Here is an 18,731-nt window from a genome sequence, read left to right on the forward strand (position 1 = left end):
TTTTCATGAGCAGCAAAGCTACACCCGCCCCCAGGGATGCACAATCGGCCGTTCCGCCGATCATGGCGCGCATCGCGCATCTCATGGTCAGCCTCGGCATCGCCGCGCTGCCGCGCAACTACGAACTGCTGTTCGAGGCGCTGAACGGCAATGCGGGCGTCGCGCGCGAGATCGCGGCGCTGGGCAAGGCGCCAGAGCAGTCGGCGCTCGATGCCGTCGCCCTGCGCCATTCGCTGCCGAGCCACAATGTGCTTGCCGCCGGGCAGGCCGCCGGCGAGGCCGTGCGGGTTCTCACGGAAATCTCGAGGACGGCGGAGGAAAGCCATCGCCAGCGCGCCGCCGCGACGCAGGAACTGGAGGAAATCGCCGGCCGCCTGAGCCGGGATCCCGTCCTCGGCATTTCCGATTTCGGCAGCGACACGGCGCGCCTGCTCTCACTGGTCCGCGACATTCTCGGCGCCGACCGGAAGGCCAGCGCCCGGCTCGACGATCTTCAGGCCCATCTCGACGGCCTGCGCTCGGGTCTTTCCGTCAGCCGCGAGGCGCTGACCCACGACCCGGTGACCGGGCTTGCCAACCACGCCGCGCTGCTCGGCCGGCTGAAGGGTCTCTTCAAGGAGACGTCGGGGGAGAATGCGTCGGCCCTGCTCCTCTTCCGCGTCGAGCAACTCAAGGACTTCGCCGAAACCCACCCGGCCGGTGCCGCGGAGAAGACGCTGAAGCGGCTCGCCGGCCTCTTCCGCCAGTCGGTGAAGAAGGAGGACTTCGTCGCCCGCTCCGGGCCGGACGTCTTCTGCCTGCTGCTTGCCGATGTCAGCCGCGAGATCGCCGTCACCATCGCCCGGCGCATCGCGGTCCGGGTCGCCGAAAAGCCCTTCCCCTTCATGGACCGCGAGCTTCCCGCCGGCTTCCTGACGCTGACGGCCGGCCTTTCGATGAGCGATTCGGCGCAGTCGCCGGCCATGCTCTACGACCAGGCGGAGCAGGCGCTCGGCTATGCGGCCGAGGCGGGGATCGCGCTGCGCATCTATTCGGCCGAGGTCGCCGAACGGTCAAGCCGGGTCTATCGCGGCGGCAACGCGGCCTGAACCCCTTGCCTTAGCCCGCCGCCCCGCCCTATAGACCCGGAATGATCACGATTTCCGGCCTCACCGCCCGCGTAGCCGGGCGTCTCCTCATCGACAACGCGTCCGTTTCCCTGCCGAGCGGCGTGAAGGCGGGCCTCGTCGGGCGCAACGGCACCGGCAAGTCCACGCTGTTCCGCGTCATCACCGGCGACCTTGCCGCCGAGGCGGGAACCATAACGGTGCCGAAGAACGCGCGCATCGGCCAGGTGGCGCAGGAAGCGCCGGGCACGGACGATCCGCTGATCGAGATCGTGCTTGCCGCCGACAAGGAGCGCGCCGCCCTCATGAAGGAAGCGGAGACGGCGAGCGACCCGCACCGCATCGCCGAGATCCAGACGCGCCTCACCGACATCGGCGCCCATTCGGCGGAAGCGCGCGCGGCCAGCATCCTGGCCGGCCTCGGCTTCGACCACGAGGCGCAGCAGCGCCCGGCGAAGAGCTTTTCGGGCGGCTGGCGCATGCGCGTGGCGCTGGCGGCCGTGCTCTTCTCCGAACCCGACCTCCTGCTTCTCGACGAGCCGACCAACTATCTCGACCTCGAAGGCACGCTGTGGCTGGAAGATTACGTGAGGCGCTATCCGCACACGGTCATCATCATCAGCCACGACCGCGACCTGCTGAACACCGCCGTCAATTCGATCATCCATCTCGACCAGCAGAAGCTGACCTTCTACCGCGGCCCCTACGACCAGTTCGAGCGGCAGAAGGCCGAGGCGGACGAGTTGCAGATGAAGGCGAAGGCCAAGAACGACGCCGCGCGCAAGCACCTGCAGAGCTTCATCGACCGCTTCCGCGCCAAGGCGACGAAGGCCCGCCAGGCGCAGAGCCGCATCAAGGCGCTCGAGCGCATGGGCACGGTCGCCGCCGTGATCGAGACGCAGGTGCAGCCGATCACCTTCCCGGAGCCGGAAAAGCAGCCCGCCTCGCCGATCGTGGCGATCGAGGGCGGCGCCGTCGGCTATGTGCCGGGCAAGCCAATCCTCAAGCAGATCAACCTCAGGATCGACAACGACGACCGCATCGCCCTGCTCGGCTCGAACGGCAACGGCAAGTCGACCTTCGCCAAGTTCATCTCGGGCCGGCTGGAGGCGGAGGCCGGCGCGGTGAAGAAGGCGCCGAACCTCAAGATCGGCTTCTTCGCGCAGCACCAGCTCGACGACCTCGTCCCCGACCAGTCGCCGGTCGAGCATGTGCGCCGGCTGATGCCGGAGGCGCCGGAGGCCAGGGTGCGCGCCCGCGTGGCGCAGATGGGGCTTGCCACCGAGAAGATGTCGACGGCCGCCAAGGACCTTTCCGGCGGCGAGAAGGCCCGGCTCCTGATGGGCCTTGCCGCCTTCGACGCGCCGAACCTGCTCATCCTCGACGAGCCGACGAACCATCTCGACATCGACAGCCGTCGCGCGCTGATCGAGGCGCTGAACGACTATGACGGCGCCGTCATCCTGATCTCGCACGACCGACACCTGATCGAGGCGACCGTCGACCGGCTCTGGCTGGTCAGCGACGGCACCGTGAAGTCCTTCGACGGCGACATGGAGGACTACCGCAGCCTCATCGTGCAGTCCGGCCGGAAGGACGACCGGGACAAGGTCGCGACCAGCGGCGAGGCCAGCAAGGCGGATCTGCGCAAGGCCAATGCCGACCGGCGCGCCCAGTTCGCCCCGCTCAAGAAAAAGATCAACGAAATCGAATCCCTGACGGCGAAGCTGCAGAAACAGATTCAGCTTCTCGACACGGAACTGGCGGACCCAATGCTCTACGAGAAGAGCCCGGCGAAGGCGGCCGAGAAGGCGAAATCGCGCTCGGTGGCGGTGGACCGGCTCAACGAGGCCGAGGAGCAATGGCTGGAGCTTTCGGCGCAATACGAAGAGGCGATGGCCGGCTGACCGGCACCCCCGCGGGATAGGGCAGATGCAGGCGGGGACGCGGGGGAGCGGCCTTGCCCTGCCCGGCGGTTCTGCTACAACAGCGCCAAATCATCATACAAATGAGGGCGGAGCCATGTCCCCGATCAATCTCGCAATCGTCGGCGTCGGCAAGATCGTGCGCGACCAGCATCTTCCGGCCGTCGCCGGCAACAGCGACTACAGGCTGGTCGCCGCGGCCAGCCGCCACGGCACGGTCGAGGGCATCGACAATTTCAAGTCCATCGACGAGATGCTCGTCGCCGTGCCGGCCATCGATGCCGTGTCGCTCTGCATGCCGCCGCAGTATCGCTACGAGGCCGCCGAGAAGGCGCTGTCGGCTGGCAAGCACGTCTTCCTGGAAAAGCCACCCGGCGCGACGCTCTCCGAGGTCGCGGACCTCGAGGCGCTCGCCGCCTCCAAGGGGCTTTCGCTCTTTGCGAGCTGGCATTCGCGCTATGCGCCGGCTGTCGAGGCCGCCAGGGAATTCCTTGCCGGCACGACCATCCGCTCGATGCGGGTGATCTGGAAGGAAGACGTGCGCCACTGGCACCCGAATCAGGAATGGATCTGGCAGGCCGGCGGCCTCGGCGTGTTCGACCCGGGCATCAACGCGCTCTCCATCGTGACGCACATCCTGCCCCGCCCCGTCTTCATCACCGCCGCCACGCTGGAGTTCCCGGAAAACCGCGACGCCCCCATCGCCGCCTCGATGACCTTCTCGGACGCCAACGGGCTCGATCTTGCCGCCGAATTCGACTGGCGCCAGACTGGCAGGCAGAGCTGGGACATCGTGGCGAAGACGGACGCCGGCGAGATAGTGCTGTCGGAAGGCGGCGCCAAGCTTTCCATCGACGGCAAGCTGGTGCACGAGGAGCCGGAGCAGGAATATCCGATGCTCTACCGGCGCTTCGCCGAGATCATCAAGGCCGGCAGGTCCGACGTCGACCTCGCGCCGCTCCGCCACGTCGCGGATGCCTTCATGCTCGGCCGGCGGAAGTTCGTCGATTCATTTTACGATTGATTTTCCGAAAGCCCCTCATCCGGCCGGCCACCTTTTCCCCGCGAGCGAGGCAAAAGTGCTGTGCCGCGCCGGTTTCCCGAACCTGCAACATTGCGTGAGGCCAGTCCCCTCTCCCCGCTTGGGGGAAGAGGGTTAGGGTGAGGGGCGAAGCCGCCAAATGACGGTCACGCCTTCTTCATCCAGCGCCCGTCGCCGTTCTGCTGCCAGTAGGTGAGCTGGTGCCCCTCGCCTTTCAGGCGCTTCCAGTGTGCGCGTGCCGTCTCCAGCTCGGCCTGGTCGTAGCCGTCGAACATGAAGATGACGCGCTCGTAGGCGTCGAGCGGCGGCGGCTCAGCGCCCGCGACGAGGAAGCGCACGGTGGCGGCGTTCGGGTTTTCGGGCGTTGCCGTCAGGAGCACCGGCTGGTCTTCGGGGAAGGCCTGCTCGTCCGTACCGTGCGGCAGGAAGCTGTCCTCGCGGAAGGTCCACAGATGCGTGTCGAGCGCATCGCGGCGCTCGGCGTCCCCCGCCTGCACGACGACACGCCAGCCGCGCTCCAGGCTCTTGTCGAGCAGCGGCGGCAGCGCGTCTTCGAGCCTGGATTCCGTCAGGTGGTAGAAGAGGACTTCGCTCACCTCTTCCTCACCCCTCGTAGTTGGCGCGTACGAGCTCATCCAGCAGGCGCACGCCGAAGCCGGAGGCCCAGGACTGGTTGATCTCGTCGGTCGGCGAGCCCATGGCCGTGCCGGCGATGTCGAGATGCGCCCAGGGCGTATCCTTGACGAAGCGCTGGAGGAACTGCGCGGCGGTGATCGAGCCGGCATAGCGGCCGCCGGTGTTCTTCATGTCGGCGAACTTGCTGTCGATCATCTTGTCGTATTCGCGGCCGAGCGGCATGCGCCAGAGGCGCTCGTTCGTCGAAAGGCCGGCGGCGGTGAGGCGCGCGGCGAGCGTGTCGTCGTTGGAGAAGAGGCCGGCATGGTGGCTGCCGAGCGCCACCATGATCGCGCCGGTCAGCGTCGCAAGGTTCACCATGAACTGCGGCTTGAACGTCTCGTTGCAGTACCAGAGCGCATCGCAGAGCACGAGGCGGCCCTCGGCGTCCGTGTTGATGACCTCGATGGTCTGGCCGGACATGGACCTGACGATGTCGCCGGGACGCTGGGCGTTGCCGTCGGGCATGTTTTCCACGAGGCCGAGGACGCCGACGACATTCGCCTTCGCCTTGCGCGCCGCGAGCGTGTGCATGAGGCCGATGACGGCGGCGGCGCCGCCCATGTCGCCCTTCATGTCCTCCATGCCGGCGGCAGGCTTGATGGAGATGCCGCCGGTGTCGAAGACGACGCCCTTGCCGATGAAGGCGACCGGCCGGTCCTTCTCCTTGCCGCCCTTCCAGTGCATGACCGCAAGGCGCGGCGGGCGCACGGAGCCCTGCGCGACGCCGAGCAGCGCGGCCATGCCGAGCTTCTTCATCTCGCGCTCGGTGAGGATGTCCACCTCGACGCCGAGCTTTTCGAGCGCCTTGGCCTTGTCAGCGAATTCGACGGGGCCGAGCACGTTGGCCGGCTCGTTGACGAGGTTGCGCGCGAGGATGACGCCCTCGGCCACGGCGTCGGAGACGTCGTTCGCCTTCCTGGCGGCGGTCGCCGTCGCGGTGACGATCGTCACCTTCACGGCCTTGCCGTTCTTCGCCTCGTCGTCGTCGCTCTTCTTCGTCTTGTAGAGATCGAAGCTGTAGGCGCCGAGCTGCATGCCGAGGGCGAAGTCGGCGGCGTTCTTCGCCGTGACGGTGACGCCCGGCGCATCGAGATGGATCGTCGCCTTCTCGGCGCGGGAAATCTTCGCGGCGGCCGCGCCGCCGGCCTTCAGCCAGTCATGGGCGGCAAGCTTCTCCGCCTCGCCGAGGCCGAGCACGACGATGCGGTCGACCGGCGCGCCGTGCGGCGCCAGCACGTCGAGGCTTTTCAGCGCCTTGCCGGTGAATTTCGTAACACCCGCGGCGCGCGCCACGACGCCCTCCGGGTCGACCTCGCCAAGGCCCGCCGCCTGCGCGCCGGCAACCTGAAGAAGGATCGCAAGACCGCCCGAAGCGCGCGCCGTCTTTGCAAAACCGATGTCGAACCTGAAAGCCATGATACACTCCGCATGTGGCCTTGCGGCCTCTCGTCCGGCCGGAAAGGCCGTGAACCACATCAATTCCTTGTCGCTTTTACGACGCTTGGCAAGATGCGCTCGCTTGTTTAGAGAACGTTAGGCATGCTTGTTCGCCATAAATTTTCCATCCGGGCGGACACTCTTCGCTATGGCGTCAGCCTCAAGAAAGCTTATATGCCCATTGCAGTTCCGTTGACGGGCGTCGTGGGCGCGAGACCGGAACCGCTTGTCGGACGCACGGACTGAAAGATGAAACTGATCGAGCGCTATATCCTGCGGCGGGCGTCGCTGATGTTCGTCGCCACGCTTCTGCCCCTGCTCGGCATCGTCTGGGTCACGCAGGCGCTGACCAGCGTCAACCTCGTCACGGACAGCGGCCAGTCGATCTTCGCCTTCCTCAAGCTCGCAACGCTGATCCTGCCCTCCGTCATCCCCATCATCCTGCCCTTCGCGCTCGTCATCGGCGTGTCGCAGACGCTGACCGTCATGAACGGCGATTCGGAGCTGACGGTGCTGAATTCGGCCGGCGCCTCGCGCGTGACAATCATCCGGCCGATCATGATCCTTGCCGTGGCGATGAGCCTCGTCTCCTTCGCCGTCGACAATTTCGTGGAACCCTATTCGCGCATGGCCGTGCGCAAGATGATCGCCACGGCCCATGCCGACATGCTGTCCGCCGTCGTGCAGGAGAACACCTTCCGCAAGATCACGGACGGCCTCTACGTGCAGGTGGCGGAACGGCGGAACGGCGGCGTGCTGCGCGGCCTCTTCGTCGCCGACACGCGCGATCCGCGCTTCGAGATGGTCTATTACGCCCGCGAAGGCGCGGTCGACGAGAACAGCTCGGCGCTGGTGATGAAGGACGGCGAGGTGCACCGCAAGCTGCCGGACGGCAACGTCTCCATCATCAAGTTCGAATCCTACGCCTTCGACCTGGCCGACCTCACCCAGAGCGCGGGCGAGGCGAACATCCGTCCCAAGGACCGGGACCTGCCCTATCTCATCAACCCGGATCCGAACGACCCCTACTTCAAGAGCAAGCCGGGGGCCTTTTCCGCTGAACTGCACCGCCGCTTCTCCGAATGGCTGTTTCCCGCGGTTTTCGGCCTGATCGCCCTCGTCGTCAGCGGCGATGCCCGCTCGCACCGCGAGGCGCGCATGCACCCGATGATCACGGCGCTGCTGACGGCGCTCTTCGTGCGATGGGCGAGCTTCTATGCCTCGAACAGTGCGGAAAACTCCGTCTATTTCACGGTCATGATGTATCTCATACCGCTCGTCACCGGCGGCCTTGCGATCCGCTACCTCGCGCGCAACAAGAGCCTGGAGATTCCCGCCACGCTCGGCGAGCGCCTTGCCGAGCTGCGCGGCAGGCTGCTTTCGCGCCTCACCGGCGGCGGCTCGGCCCCGGCCGGCGGAGGCGGCAATCCATGATCCCCACGCTCGCCCGCTACTTCCTTCGCCGCTATGTCGTCACCACGATCTGGTTTCTGCTCGGCATCTTCGCGCTGATCTTCATCATCGACTTCAGCGAGATGTCGAATCGCGTCGGCAGCCTGCCGCACTACACGGTCACCACCGGCCTGCTCGTCACGGCGCTGCGCATTCCCACGATCCTGATGCAGACCGTGCCGTTCGTCGCGCTCTTTGCCGGCATGGCCGCCCTCATCTCGCTCAACCGGCGATACGAGCTGGTCGTCACGCGCGCCGCGGGGATCTCCGTCTGGCAGTTCCTGCGCCCTTTCGTGGTCGGCGCCTTCCTGTTCGGCATGCTGGCGGTGCTGGTGCTCAATCCGCTCGCCGCCCTGGGCAGCAGGAAGGCACAGGAATTCGAAGCCTCCTGGGGCGCCACCAACGCGCGCGCCGAGAACACCGTTCCCTGGCTGCGCCAGATCTACGGAAAGGACCAGGCGATCATCGGCGCGAAGGCGATGCTGGACGGCGGGACGCGCCTCCTCAACGTCTCCGTCATCCACTTCGACGAGGGGGGTGCGATCGTGCTCCGGCAGGACGCCGACTCAGCCACCTTGGAAGATGGTTACTGGCTGCTTAAGAACGTTCGCGAGACGCGCATCGGCGAGCTGCCGGTTCGTCACGATGAGGTACAACTTCGTACCAACATGAAACGGGAGTTCGTCCAGGAGAGCCTGGAAAAGCCTGAAAACATTGCATTTTTCGAGCTTGGACGCAAAATCGAAGCGGCGAGGTCCTTCGGCTTCCCGACGAATGCGATGGAAACGCAGCGTCACTCCATGCTTGCGCTTCCGCTGCTCCTGGTTGCGATGACGCTGATCGCAGCCTGTGTATCGTTAAAATTTAGCCGGTTTAATCAATCGCGTGCGGTGATTCTGGGTGGAATCCTGTCAGGCTTCATGCTTTATGTCGTCACCGTGCTTGTGAAGGCATTCGGAAGCAGCGGTGTTGTTCCTCCGTTCGTTGCGGCCTGGCTCCCAGTGGTCGTCGCAATGTCCTTGGGTGCGACGATTCTTCTGCATCAGGAGGACGGCTAGTGGCGGCAGGCGACCGCAAAACGAATAGGTGGTTGAAAGCCGCCCTGCTTGCAGGTGCGGCAACGTGCGCGCTCACCTGTGCATCCGCCGTCCCCTCCCTTGCGCAGTCGCCGGACATCGCCCGGATGGAGCCGAGCATTCCCGAGGGCAGCAAGCTGATCCTCGCGGCCAACGAACTCGTCTACAACAGGGACAACGAGACGGTCGTCGCGCGCGGCGCCGTGCAGATCAATTACGGCGGCTACAAGCTCGTCGCCCGCGAGGTCGAATACGACCAGAAGACAGGCCGGCTGAAGGCACGCGGCAATATCGAGCTCATCGAGCCGACCGGCAACCGCCTCTACGGCGAGGAAATGGACCTGTCGGACGACTTCGCCAACGGGTTCGTCAACGCGCTGCGAATCGAGACAACCGACCTCACCAAGCTGGCCGCCACCAGCGGCGAGCGCGTCGACAACGAGGAGATGATCCTCAACCATGCCGTCTACACGGCCTGTACGCCCTGCGCCACGGATCCGACGCATCGCGGCCTGTGGGAGATCAAGGCCGAGCGCGTCGTGCAGAACGGCCGCACCAAGACCATTCGCCTCGAACGCGCCCGCTTCGAGATGTTCGGCAGGCCGATCGCCTATATTCCTGTGCTCGAAGTGCCGGACCATACCGTCAAGCGCAAGACCGGCTTCCTCTTCCCGCAGTTCAGCTACGCCCAGAAGCTCGGCCTCGGCGTGACGACGCCCTATTACATCGCGATCGCACCCGATGTGGACGCGACGCTTTCGCCCACCGTGCTGACCAGGCAGGGCTTCCTGATGGAAGCCGAATTCCGCAAGCGCTTCCACAACGGCCTCGTGACGCTGCGTACCGCCGGCATCAAGCAGATGGATTCGGACACCTTCACGCCGGGCAAAAGCGACAACCTGGCGGATGGCTTCCGCGGCATGGTCGCCTCCACCGGCCAGTTCCGGATCAATCCGCGCTGGTCGTTCGGCTGGAAGGTGATGGCGCAGACCGACAACAACTTCTCGCGCACCTACGACATCGACGGATTCAACGACAACACCTTCGTCAACCAGGGCTATCTTTCGGGCCTCGGCCGCCGCAACAGCTTCGACATGCGCGCCTTCTATTTCGACGTCCAGGACGCCGACCCCGATGACAATGCCGAGCGCAAGCAGGCGATCGCCCAGACGCTCGACCACGAATATATCGTGCCGCAGCCGGTGCTCGGCGGCGAACTCAGCGTCACCACGAACATCACCAATATCGACCGCGACCTTGCCGATACCCTGACCATCGGCACGAGCGACCGCTTCCTCGGCCTCGAAGGCGGCATGACGCGGCTGACCAGCGAAGTGGAATGGAAGCGCCAGTTCGTCGTGCCGGGCGGGCTCGTGCTGACGCCGCTGCTCGCCGCGCGCGGGGACATTCATCGCCTCGACATGCGCGCGCCAGGCGGCGGCCTCAACCCCTATGGCGGCGCCTACGAGACGGGCGGCAGCGCGACCCGCTCGATGCTGACGGCCGGCCTGGAGGCGCGCTACCCGATCCTCGCGACGACGGACTACAGCACGCACCTCTTCGAACCGATCGCGCAGCTCTACATGCGTCCCGACGAGGACCTTGCCGGAGGCCTGCCGAACGAGGACTCCCAGAGCTTCGTCTTCGACGCCACCAACCTCTTCGAGCGCGACAAGTTTTCCGGCTTCGACCGTATCGAGGGCGGCACGCGCGCCAATCTCGGCCTGCGTTATACCGGCACCTTCGACAACGGCGTCCTCGTGCGCAGCATCGTCGGCCAGTCGTTCCATCTCGGCGGCGTGAACTCCTTCGCAATGCCCGACCTGGTGAATGCCGGCGCCAATTCCGGCCTCGACACCGACCGCTCCGACTATGTCGGCATGGCGGGCGTGGACCTGCCGAACGGCATTTCCTTCTCCACCAGCGCGCGCCTCGACAAGGACGACCTGTCGCTGCGCCGCTCGGACACCTCGCTGCGTTTCGACGGCGCGAAGGTCGAGACGGAGTTCACCTATACGCGCGTCGCGGCGCAGCCGGACTACGGCTCATTGGAGACCGCCAGCGAACTGCAGAGCAAGGCGGCCTTCAAGTTCCACGACTACTGGTCCGTCTTCGGTTCACTGACGTACGACATCGGCAATCACGTCATTTCGCGCAACGGTATCGGCCTGTCCTACGATGACCGCGACACGGTCTTCTCCATCGTCTACGAGCAGACGAGGGATAGAGGAAATACCAATGCAAACGACTGGTCGATCGGCGCGCGCCTGATGTTCCGCACGCTCGGCGACATAAAGGTCGGCGATGCGACGCTCACCGGTTTCGAATAACCGCCGCCTGCCGGTCTTGTCATCGTTTGGCCGTATGTATTATGCACATCCGGGGCAATGGTTTCCCGCCGACGCCGCGCGCCCTGATGGCCGTGTGGAGAACGGGCGGGCGCGAAACGGGTTTGGATAAAGGGACTGGCAAGATGGGCAGACAATCTCTGGTGCGATCCATGACGGCGGGCGTTGCGCTGGCGGTGGCGGCGATCATCGCTGCGCCGGCCGGCATTGCGCAGGCGGCGACGTCGGTCGTCGCGGTCGTCAACAACACGCCGATCACGTCGGGCGATGTCGAGCGCCGCATCAACTTCCTGAAGCTGCAGCGCACCAAGGGCAATCTGCGAAGCGTTGCCCGCGAGCAGCTCATCGAGGAAGCGCTGAAGCGCGAGGAGGTCCTCAGGGCGCGCGCTTCCGTCAGCACGAGCGAGGTGGACGCCGCCTATGGGCGCTTCGCCTCGTCCAACAAGATGACGACGGACCAGCTTGGAAAGATCCTCAACCAGGCCGGCGTCGGACCGGAGCATTTCAAGCAGTTCATCGCCATCCAGATGAGCTGGCCGCGCGTGGTCAACGCCCGCTTCGGCGGCAACGCCAACGGCAAGACGCTTGTCGAGCGCATGCAGGAGCACGGCGGCAAGAAGCCGGTGACGACGGAATATTTCCTCAAGCAGGTGATTTTCGTGGTGCCGGAAAAGCGCCGCAACGCGATCCTCGGCAAGCGCAAGGCGGAAGCCGAGGCTTCCCGTTCGAAGTTCCCGGGCTGCGACCAGGCCAAGGCCTTCGCCGCGACGATGCACGACGTGTCGATCCGCGATCTCGGCCGCGTCCTCGCCCCGCAGATGCCAGAGGACTGGAAGCCGCTGGTCGAGAAGGCCAACGGCCTGACGACCGGCACGCGCGTCACCGAACGCGGCGTCGAATATCTCGCGATCTGCAAGAAGCGCGAAGTGAACGACGACGTGGCCGCCGAAATGGTCTTCCGCGCCGAAGACCTCGCCAAGGCCAAGGGCGACGAAAACGACGAGAACAGCAAGAAGTACATCGCCGAACTGCGCAAGAAGGCGACGATCACCGAACGCTGATCCTCCGGCGCGCCGGGGACGGCAGACGCTTTTCAATCCCGCGGGAGCATTTGCGAATGCTCCCGCCTTTCATTCCCCCGCAATTCCGGATGCCAACCGCGGCGCGCGCTTGCCGGAATTGCTCACGCGGCAGGGTCTCATGACGACGACGAACATTCCGCCGCTGGCGCTCACCATGGGCGATCCGGCAGGGATCGGGCCCGACATCACCCTTGCCCTCTGGGCGGCGCGCGACGCTCTCTCGCTTCCTCCTTTCCTTTTCATCGGCGATGCGCGGGTCCTGCGTGAGCGCGCAGCAGTACTCGGCCTCGATATCGCCGTGGCGGCCGCGGAGCCCGAGACGGCCAGCGCCGTCTTTCCAAAGGCCATCCCCGTGCTCGCCGCCGATTGCCCTGCCCCCGTCGTGCCGGGCACGCCGGATGCGCGCAATGCCGGCGCGATCATAGGCGCGATCGAGACCGCCGTCGCCCTGACCATGGCCGGCCGGACATCCGCCGTCGTGACGAACCCGATCGCCAAGGCCGTCCTCTACGATGCCGGCTTCGGCTTTCCCGGCCACACGGAGTTCCTGGCCGACCTCGCGGCAAAGGCGACGGGCCAGCCGTTCCTCCCGCCCGTCATGCTGCTCGCCGGGCCGAAACTGCGGGCGGTGCCCGTGACGATCCACATCCCGCTGAAGGACGTTCCCGCCGCGCTCACGGAGGACCTGATCGTCGAGACGGCCACCATCACCGAGCGGGATCTGCGCGAGCGCTTCGGCATTGGAAGGCCGCGCCTTGCCATTGCCGGGCTCAATCCGCATGCCGGCGAAGGCGGCGCGCTGGGGCTGGAGGACGATGCCGTCGTGCGGCCGGCCGTCGCGCGGCTGCGGGCGGCCGGCATCGATGCCGTCGGCCCGCTTCCGGCCGACACGATGTTCCACGACGCCGCCCGCGCGACCTATGACGTGGCGCTGTGCATGTATCACGATCAGGCGCTGATCCCGGCCAAGGCGCTCGGCTTCGACACGTCCGTCAACGCGACGCTGGGCCTACCCTTCATCCGCACCTCGCCGGACCACGGCACGGCCTTTGCCATTGCCGGAAAGGGCGTCGCCAGACCGGACAGCCTGCTGGCCGCGCTGCGGCTTGCGGCGGAACTCGCCGCGCATGAACAGCTTGCGAAGGCGGATGCGTGATGGCGGCGCTCGACGGACTTCCGCCGCTGCGCGACGTCATCCAGCGGCATGGGCTCGACGCCAGGAAGGCGCTCGGCCAGAACTTCCTGCTCGACCTGAACCTCACCCAGAAGATCGCCCGCACCGCCGGCCCGATCGAGAACCATACGGTGATCGAAGTGGGGCCCGGTCCGGGCGGCCTGACGCGCGCCATCCTTGCGCTCGGCGCGAAACGCGTGATCGCCATCGAGCGCGACGCCCGCTGCCTGCCGGCGCTGGCGGAAATCTCCGACCACTATCCGGGCCGCCTGACGGTCATCGAAGGCGATGCGCTGAAAACGGATTTCGAGGCGCTGGCACCGGGCGAGCCCGTGCGCATCATCGCCAACCTGCCCTACAATGTCGGCACGCAGCTCCTGGTCAACTGGCTGCTGCCGAAGACATGGCCGCCCTTCTGGGAATCACTGACGCTGATGTTCCAGCGCGAGGTGGGCCTGCGCATCGTCGCCGAGGAGAACGACGACCACTACGGCCGGCTCGGCGTGCTCTGCGGCTGGCGCACCCATGCGCGCATGGCCTTCGACGTGCCGCCGCAGGCCTTCACGCCGCCGCCGAAGGTGACGTCCTCCGTCGTGCATCTGGAACCGATCGCCAATCCGCTGGCCTGCGATGCGGGCACGCTGGAGCGCGTCACCCAGGCTGCCTTCGGCCAGCGCCGCAAGATGCTGCGCCAGAGCGTGAAATCGCTCGGCGGCGAGGCGCTGCTGGCGCGGGCGGAGATCGATCCGCAGCGGCGGGCGGAGACGCTGAGCGTGGAAGAGTTCGTGCGGCTGGCGAACGCGCTGTAGCATTCGCCCCTCATCCGGCCTGCCGGCCATCGGGGAGAAGAAGACGTGCCGCGCCGGTTTCCCCAAACCTCGAACATGCCGTGGGGCAAGTGCCCTCTTCCCGCTTGCGGGGAGAAGGTTAGGGTGAAGGGCAAGGCCGCACGGTCCAAACCTTACAGAACCGGCTTCTCCGTCACCAGATTCGTCACGAACTCGAACAGTCCGTGCCGCCGGTCGCGGCGCAGGCGCTCGGCCTTGACGATGCTCTGCACGGCATCGAAGGCGACCGAGAGGTCGTCATTGAGGATGACGTAGTCGTATTCCCGCCAATGCTCGATCTCGGCGCAGGAATTGGCCAGGCGCGTCTGGATGACTTCCTCCGTGTCCTCCGCGCGGCGATGCAGGCGCGATTGCAGCTCGGTCATCGAGGGCGGGAGGATGAAGATCGAGACGACGTCGGCCGGCATCTTCTCCTGGAGCTGCTGGGCGCCCTGCCAGTCGATGTCGAAGAGCATGTCGCGGCCGGCGGACATGGCTTCCTCCACCGGCTCGCGCGGCGTGCCGTAGAAATTGCCGTGTACCTCGGCCCATTCGAGCAGCGCGTGGCTGTCGCGCAGGCGCTCGAATTCCTTGTGGTTGATGAAATGGTAGTGCCGGCCGGCGATCTCGCTGGCGCGGCGCTGGCGTGTCGTCACGCTGACCGAGAGGCTGAGGCCGGGATCGGCCTCCAGCAGGTTGCGGGCGATGGTCGACTTGCCGGCGCCCGACGGCGAGGAGATGACGAGCATGAGCCCGCGGCGCTCGATGTGGATCTGCTTCGACGGTTCGGCCATGGCCTACTCCAAATTCTGGACCTGTTCCCTGAACTGGTCGATGACGACCTTCAGCTCGATGCCTGCAGCCGTTACAGCAGCGGCGTTCGACTTGGAACAGATCGTATTCGATTCCCGGTTAAATTCCTGTGCGAGAAAATCGAGCTTGCGGCCGATCGGGCCGCCGGCGGCGATGAGTTCGCGCGCGGCCGCCACATGCGCCTTCAGCCGGTCGATCTCCTCGCGCAGGTCCGCCTTGGTGGCGAGCAGCGCCGCCTCCTGGTGCAGCCGGTCCCGGTCGAGCGCGGTGGCGCCCTGCAGCAGCACCGCGACCTGCCCGGCGAGCCGCTCGGCGGTGGCCGCGACGCTGCGCGAGGGATCGGCCTCGACGATCTGCGTCAGCGCCTCGATGCGGTCGACCTGGCCGAGAAGCACGCCGGCAAGTGCGCTTCCCTCCTTGCGCCGCATGTCGGCAAGACAGCGCACCGCCTCGGCAAAGCCCGCGCGGATGTCGGCGTCGCGCGCGTTGCGCTCGGCCTCGCTCTCCTCCGCTTCGCGGAAATCGACGATGCCGCGCACGGAGAGCAGGGTGTCGAGCCTGACCGGCGCGGGATCGATGGTGCCGGCGAGTTGGTCGCGCAGCGCCAGCACGGCGGCAAGCGCGCCCTGGTTCACGACGGCCTCGACCTGCGCCTCGCTGACGCTGGTCGAAAGGCCGACCTGGAGATTGCCGCGCGAGAAGGCCTCGCCGGCAAGGCGTCGCACGTCCGCCTCCAGCGCCTCCAGCCCCGGCGGCAGGCGAAGGCGCATGTCGAGCCCCTTGCCGTTCACGGAACGCAGCTCCCATGCCCAGCGCGTGCGTCCGCTGGTTCCCTCGACCCGCGCAAAGCCGGTCATCGATTGCAACGTCATGTCAGCCTCCAATGGCGCCTCGCTGCAAGCGGGCTGCCGGATACGCGCAGCAGCGCCATCATCCATTCAAAGTGAAACAGTTTCGCGGGGTTGGAAACGGCTTGGCGCGCCGTGTGGGCATCGATCCACATCAAAGGTGGTGCGACCGGCCGAAAAGCCCTCGAATGCGAGCATCGGCGGGCTGCCGACGCCCGACGGGCCCCGGCGCATGCCGCGCCAGAGCCGCTTCACCGAATGCGGGGGCCGTTAGGGGGAATCGGTGGATTTCGTTTCCTTGGCCGCTTCCGCCGCCTTCTCCGCTTCCAGCTTGCGCCAGCGGCGGACGTTCTGGTTGTGCTCCTCCAGCGTCTCGGCGAAGACGTGGCCTCCGGTGCCGTCGGCAACGAAGTAGAGGTCGGAGGTCCGCGAGGGGTTGGCGACCGCCTCCAGTGCCGCGCGGCCGGGATTGGCGATCGGCGTCGGCGGCAGGCCCTTGATGATATAGGTGTTGAACGGCGTCTGCTTTTCGAGGTCCGACTGGTAGATCGGCCTGTCGGCCGGCTTCCCCTCGCCGCCGAAGATGCCGTAGATGATCGTCGGGTCGGACTGCAGGCGCATGCCCTTTTCGAGCCGGTTGAGGAACACCGACGCGACGCGCGAGCGCTCGTCGGCCCTGCCCGTTTCCTTCTCGACGATCGAGGCGAGCGTAACGAACTCCTCGCGGCTGGCGATCGGCAGGTTGTCGTCGCGGCGCTCCCAGATCTGGTCGATCAGGGCCTTCTGGGCGTCGAGCATCTGGCGCAGGATGTCGACGCGCTTGGTACCGCGCGAGAACTTGTAGGTATCGGTCATCAGCGAGCCCTCGGCCGGCAGTTCGGCCGGCAGGTCGCCTTCCAGCACCGGATCCTCCGCGAGACGCTTGAAGACCTGCTTGACCGTCAGGCCCTCCGGCACGGACACGCTGTAGAGGATCGACTTGCCGGACTTCAGCAATTCGACGATCTCGCGCATGGAGGCGCCGGCCTTGATCTCGTATTCGCCGGCCTTCAGGGTCTCGCCGTCGAGATAGATGCGCGAGAGCACGCGGAAGACGCGGCTGTCGGTGATGATGTTGTTGCGCTCGAGGTTGGCGGCGATCTCGTTGGTGCCCGCCCCGCCCCGCACGATGAAGTTCGTGTTGGCGGTCAGGGGGCCGGCTTCCTCGTAGCTCTTGATGCCGTAATAGAAGACGCAGACACCGATGATCGTGGCGAAGACCACCACGGTCATGACGAAATTCAGGAAGATGACGACCTGGCTGCGCGCCTTGCGCGACCGGCGGCGGCTCGGCGGTTCGGGCACCTGCTCGGGACGCAGGGCCTCCTTGGCGGACTTCGGAATGATGCGCGGCTGGCCGGAGGCCTCGCCGCGGCCGAATTGCGTCTCGCCGGAATCGTTCGTGTCGCTCACGGACTGTCCTCATGGGTTCGGGCATTGCTCGACGTCTTGCAGCAGAGCAATGCGGCAAAAGCGGGATGAACCCGCTCTTCTCATTCGGGTGTGCGGGCGCGCCGGGACGACATGGCGTCCCGGACGGGATCAGGCGTCGTAACGCTTGAGAACCAGCGATGCATTCGTTCCGCCGAAGCCGAACGAGTTGGACAGCGCCACGTTGATCTCGCGCTTGCGGGCCTTGTGGGGCACCAGGTCGATCGCCGTCTCGACGTCGGGATTGTCGAGGTTCAGCGTCGGCGGCGCGATATTGTCACGGATCGCCAGCGCGGTGAAGATCGCCTCGACGGCACCGGCCGCGCCCAGAAGGTGGCCGATGGCCGACTTGGTGGACGACATGGAGACGCGGGAGGCCGCATCGCCGACGAGCCGTTCCACCGCGCCGAGCTCGATCGTGTCAGCCATGGTGGAGGTGCCGTGCGCGTTGATATAGTCGACTTCGCCCGCCGCAATGCCGGCGCGCTTCAGCGCCATGGTCATGCAGCGGAAGGCGCCGTCGCCGTCCTCGGACGGCGCGGTGATGTGATAGGCGTCGCCGGAAAGGCCGTAGCCGACGACTTCGGCATAGATCTTCGCGCCGCGCGCCCTGGCGTGTTCCAGCTCCTCCAGCACGACGATGCCGGCGCCCTCGCCCATGACGAAGCCGTCACGGTCGCGATCATAGGGGCGCGAGGCGGCGGTCGGGTCGTCGTTGCGCTCGGTCGACAGCGCCTTGCAGGCGGCAAAGCCGGCGAGCGCGATGCGGCAGATCGGCGATTCGGCGCCGCCCGCCACCATGACGTCGGCGTCGCCGAGCGCGATCAGGCGGCTGGCGTCGCCGATGGCGTGCGCGCCGGTCGAGCAGGCGGTGACGACGGAATGGTTCGGGCCGCGCAGCTTGTGGCGGATCGAGACGTGGCCGGAGGCGAGGTTGATCAGGCGGCCGGGGATGAAGAAGGGCGAGACGCGGCGCGGGCCCTTATCGCGCAGCGTGTAGCCGCCCTCGACGATGCCTTCGAGGCCGCCGATGCCGGAGCCGATGAGCACGCCGGTGGCGATCTGGTCCTCGTCGGTCTTCGGATGCCAGCCGGCGTCGGCAAGCGCCATGTCGGCGGCCGCCATCGCATAGACGATGAACGGATCGACCTTGCGCTGCTCCTTGGGTTCCATCCACTGGTCGGGATTGTAGGTGCCGTCGGAACCGTCGCCGAGCGGGATGGAGCAGGCGATCTTGGCGGGGAGGTCCTCGACCTCGAAGGCGGTTATCCTGGCGGCGCCGCTGCGGCCTTCCAGAAGCCGGCTCCAGGTCACTTCGGTGCCACAGCCAAGCGGGGATACCATGCCGGTACCCGTGATAACGACACGCCTCATCGTCCGTGATCCACCCTTTGCAGTCTTATAGTCGTTGCCTCGTCAAGAGGTGCGGCCGCCCGCGGGCGGACCGGGGCGG

At 66.4% G+C, this 18,731-nt stretch carries 15 protein-coding genes; 9 read left to right on the forward strand and 6 right to left on the reverse strand.

The features are described 5' to 3' along the window. Positions 1 to 5 precede the first annotated feature (5 nt). From L0976_RS17325 to L0976_RS17335, 3 genes are all read left to right on the forward strand, one after another. Entirely contained in the window at positions 6 to 1,088 is a 1,083-nt protein-coding gene (locus L0976_RS17325; RefSeq protein WP_203318533.1) for a GGDEF domain-containing protein, read from the forward strand. Positions 1,089 to 1,129: 41 nt separating this feature from the next. After that, positions 1,130 to 3,013 (forward strand): ABC-F family ATP-binding cassette domain-containing protein, encoded by a 1,884-nt coding sequence (locus L0976_RS17330; RefSeq protein WP_234188494.1) that lies wholly within the window; start codon positions 1,130 to 1,132, stop codon positions 3,011 to 3,013. A gap of 115 nt (positions 3,014 to 3,128) precedes the next feature. Continuing rightward, entirely contained in the window at positions 3,129 to 4,055 is a 927-nt protein-coding gene (locus tag L0976_RS17335) for a Gfo/Idh/MocA family protein (protein WP_234188495.1), read from the forward strand. A gap of 164 nt (positions 4,056 to 4,219) precedes the next feature. Here L0976_RS17335 and L0976_RS17340 read toward each other — a convergent pair whose 3' ends face one another. Then, on the reverse strand, positions 4,220 to 4,669 hold the full coding sequence (locus L0976_RS17340) for a DNA polymerase III subunit chi (RefSeq protein WP_234188496.1): 450 nt from the start codon (positions 4,667 to 4,669) through the stop codon (positions 4,220 to 4,222). Between the two features lie 7 nt (positions 4,670 to 4,676). Continuing rightward, entirely contained in the window at positions 4,677 to 6,167 is a 1,491-nt protein-coding gene (locus tag L0976_RS17345) for a leucyl aminopeptidase (protein WP_234188498.1), read from the reverse strand. A gap of 270 nt (positions 6,168 to 6,437) precedes the next feature. Between L0976_RS17345 and lptF the strand changes: the two genes are divergently transcribed. The 6 genes from lptF (at position 6,438) to rsmA (ending at position 14,129) form a co-directional block, all read left to right on the forward strand. Next, complete coding sequence (gene lptF / locus L0976_RS17350) at positions 6,438 to 7,622, forward strand: LPS export ABC transporter permease LptF (protein WP_203318528.1); 1,185 nt, start codon at positions 6,438 to 6,440, stop codon at positions 7,620 to 7,622. After that, the gene (lptG, locus tag L0976_RS17355; RefSeq protein ID WP_203318527.1) at positions 7,619 to 8,698 is read left to right on the forward strand and encodes an LPS export ABC transporter permease LptG; all 1,080 of its coding nucleotides are present in this window, start codon (positions 7,619 to 7,621) and stop codon (positions 8,696 to 8,698) included. The genes lptF and lptG overlap by 4 nt, the downstream gene beginning before the upstream one ends. After that, entirely contained in the window at positions 8,698 to 11,046 is a 2,349-nt protein-coding gene (locus tag L0976_RS17360) for an LPS-assembly protein LptD (RefSeq protein WP_234188500.1), read from the forward strand. Before lptG ends, L0976_RS17360 begins: the two co-directional genes overlap by 1 nt. A gap of 143 nt (positions 11,047 to 11,189) precedes the next feature. Beyond that, positions 11,190 to 12,125, forward strand: a complete 936-nt coding sequence (locus L0976_RS17365) for a peptidylprolyl isomerase (RefSeq protein WP_203318525.1) — start codon at positions 11,190 to 11,192, stop codon at positions 12,123 to 12,125. A gap of 139 nt (positions 12,126 to 12,264) precedes the next feature. Beyond that, positions 12,265 to 13,302: a 4-hydroxythreonine-4-phosphate dehydrogenase PdxA gene (gene pdxA, locus L0976_RS17370; protein WP_234188502.1), complete on the forward strand. Its 1,038-nt coding sequence runs from the start codon at positions 12,265 to 12,267 to the stop codon at positions 13,300 to 13,302. Then, complete coding sequence (rsmA, locus tag L0976_RS17375; protein ID WP_234188503.1) at positions 13,302 to 14,129, forward strand: 16S rRNA (adenine(1518)-N(6)/adenine(1519)-N(6))-dimethyltransferase RsmA; 828 nt, start codon at positions 13,302 to 13,304, stop codon at positions 14,127 to 14,129. Before pdxA ends, rsmA begins: the two co-directional genes overlap by 1 nt. Before the next feature lie 152 nt (positions 14,130 to 14,281). Here the strand turns inward: rsmA and gmk are convergent, their stop codons facing one another. From gmk to fabF, 4 genes are all read right to left on the reverse strand, one after another. Then, positions 14,282 to 14,941 carry a guanylate kinase gene (gene gmk, locus L0976_RS17380; protein WP_203318521.1) on the reverse strand — a complete coding sequence of 220 codons (660 nt, stop codon included), beginning with the start codon at positions 14,939 to 14,941 and terminating at the stop codon, positions 14,282 to 14,284. Positions 14,942 to 14,944: 3 nt separating this feature from the next. After that, positions 14,945 to 15,832 carry a YicC/YloC family endoribonuclease gene (locus tag L0976_RS17385; RefSeq protein ID WP_234188504.1) on the reverse strand — a complete coding sequence of 296 codons (888 nt, stop codon included), beginning with the start codon at positions 15,830 to 15,832 and terminating at the stop codon, positions 14,945 to 14,947. Positions 15,833 to 16,078: 246 nt separating this feature from the next. After that, the gene (mltG, locus tag L0976_RS17390; RefSeq protein ID WP_234188505.1) at positions 16,079 to 17,260 is read right to left on the reverse strand and encodes an endolytic transglycosylase MltG; all 1,182 of its coding nucleotides are present in this window, start codon (positions 17,258 to 17,260) and stop codon (positions 16,079 to 16,081) included. A 129-nt stretch (positions 17,261 to 17,389) separates the two neighbouring features. Further along, positions 17,390 to 18,652, reverse strand: coding sequence for a beta-ketoacyl-ACP synthase II (gene fabF / locus L0976_RS17395; protein WP_234188507.1), 1,263 nt, complete (start codon positions 18,650 to 18,652; stop codon positions 17,390 to 17,392). Positions 18,653 to 18,731: the final 79 nt, after the last annotated feature.

The sequence above is a fragment of the Shinella sp. NM-101 genome, assembly GCF_021401195.1.
GTDB lineage: Bacteria > Pseudomonadota > Alphaproteobacteria > Rhizobiales > Rhizobiaceae > Shinella.

Coding starts and splice junctions, on each gene's coding strand:
- L0976_RS17325 (WP_203318533.1), top strand. CDS start 6: ATGAGCAGCAAAGCTACACCCGCCCCCAGGGATGCACAATCGGCCGTT.
- L0976_RS17330 (WP_234188494.1), top strand. CDS start 1,130: ATGATCACGATTTCCGGCCTCACCGCCCGCGTAGCCGGGCGTCTCCTC.
- L0976_RS17335 (WP_234188495.1), top strand. CDS start 3,129: ATGTCCCCGATCAATCTCGCAATCGTCGGCGTCGGCAAGATCGTGCGC.
- L0976_RS17345 (WP_234188498.1), bottom strand. CDS start 6,167: ATGGCTTTCAGGTTCGACATCGGTTTTGCAAAGACGGCGCGCGCTTCG.
- lptF (WP_203318528.1), top strand. CDS start 6,438: ATGAAACTGATCGAGCGCTATATCCTGCGGCGGGCGTCGCTGATGTTC.
- lptG (WP_203318527.1), top strand. CDS start 7,619: ATGATCCCCACGCTCGCCCGCTACTTCCTTCGCCGCTATGTCGTCACC.
- L0976_RS17365 (WP_203318525.1), top strand. CDS start 11,190: ATGGGCAGACAATCTCTGGTGCGATCCATGACGGCGGGCGTTGCGCTG.
- pdxA (WP_234188502.1), top strand. CDS start 12,265: ATGACGACGACGAACATTCCGCCGCTGGCGCTCACCATGGGCGATCCG.
- rsmA (WP_234188503.1), top strand. CDS start 13,302: ATGGCGGCGCTCGACGGACTTCCGCCGCTGCGCGACGTCATCCAGCGG.
- gmk (WP_203318521.1), bottom strand. CDS start 14,941: ATGGCCGAACCGTCGAAGCAGATCCACATCGAGCGCCGCGGGCTCATG.
- L0976_RS17385 (WP_234188504.1), bottom strand. CDS start 15,832: ATGACGTTGCAATCGATGACCGGCTTTGCGCGGGTCGAGGGAACCAGC.
- fabF (WP_234188507.1), bottom strand. CDS start 18,652: ATGAGGCGTGTCGTTATCACGGGTACCGGCATGGTATCCCCGCTTGGC.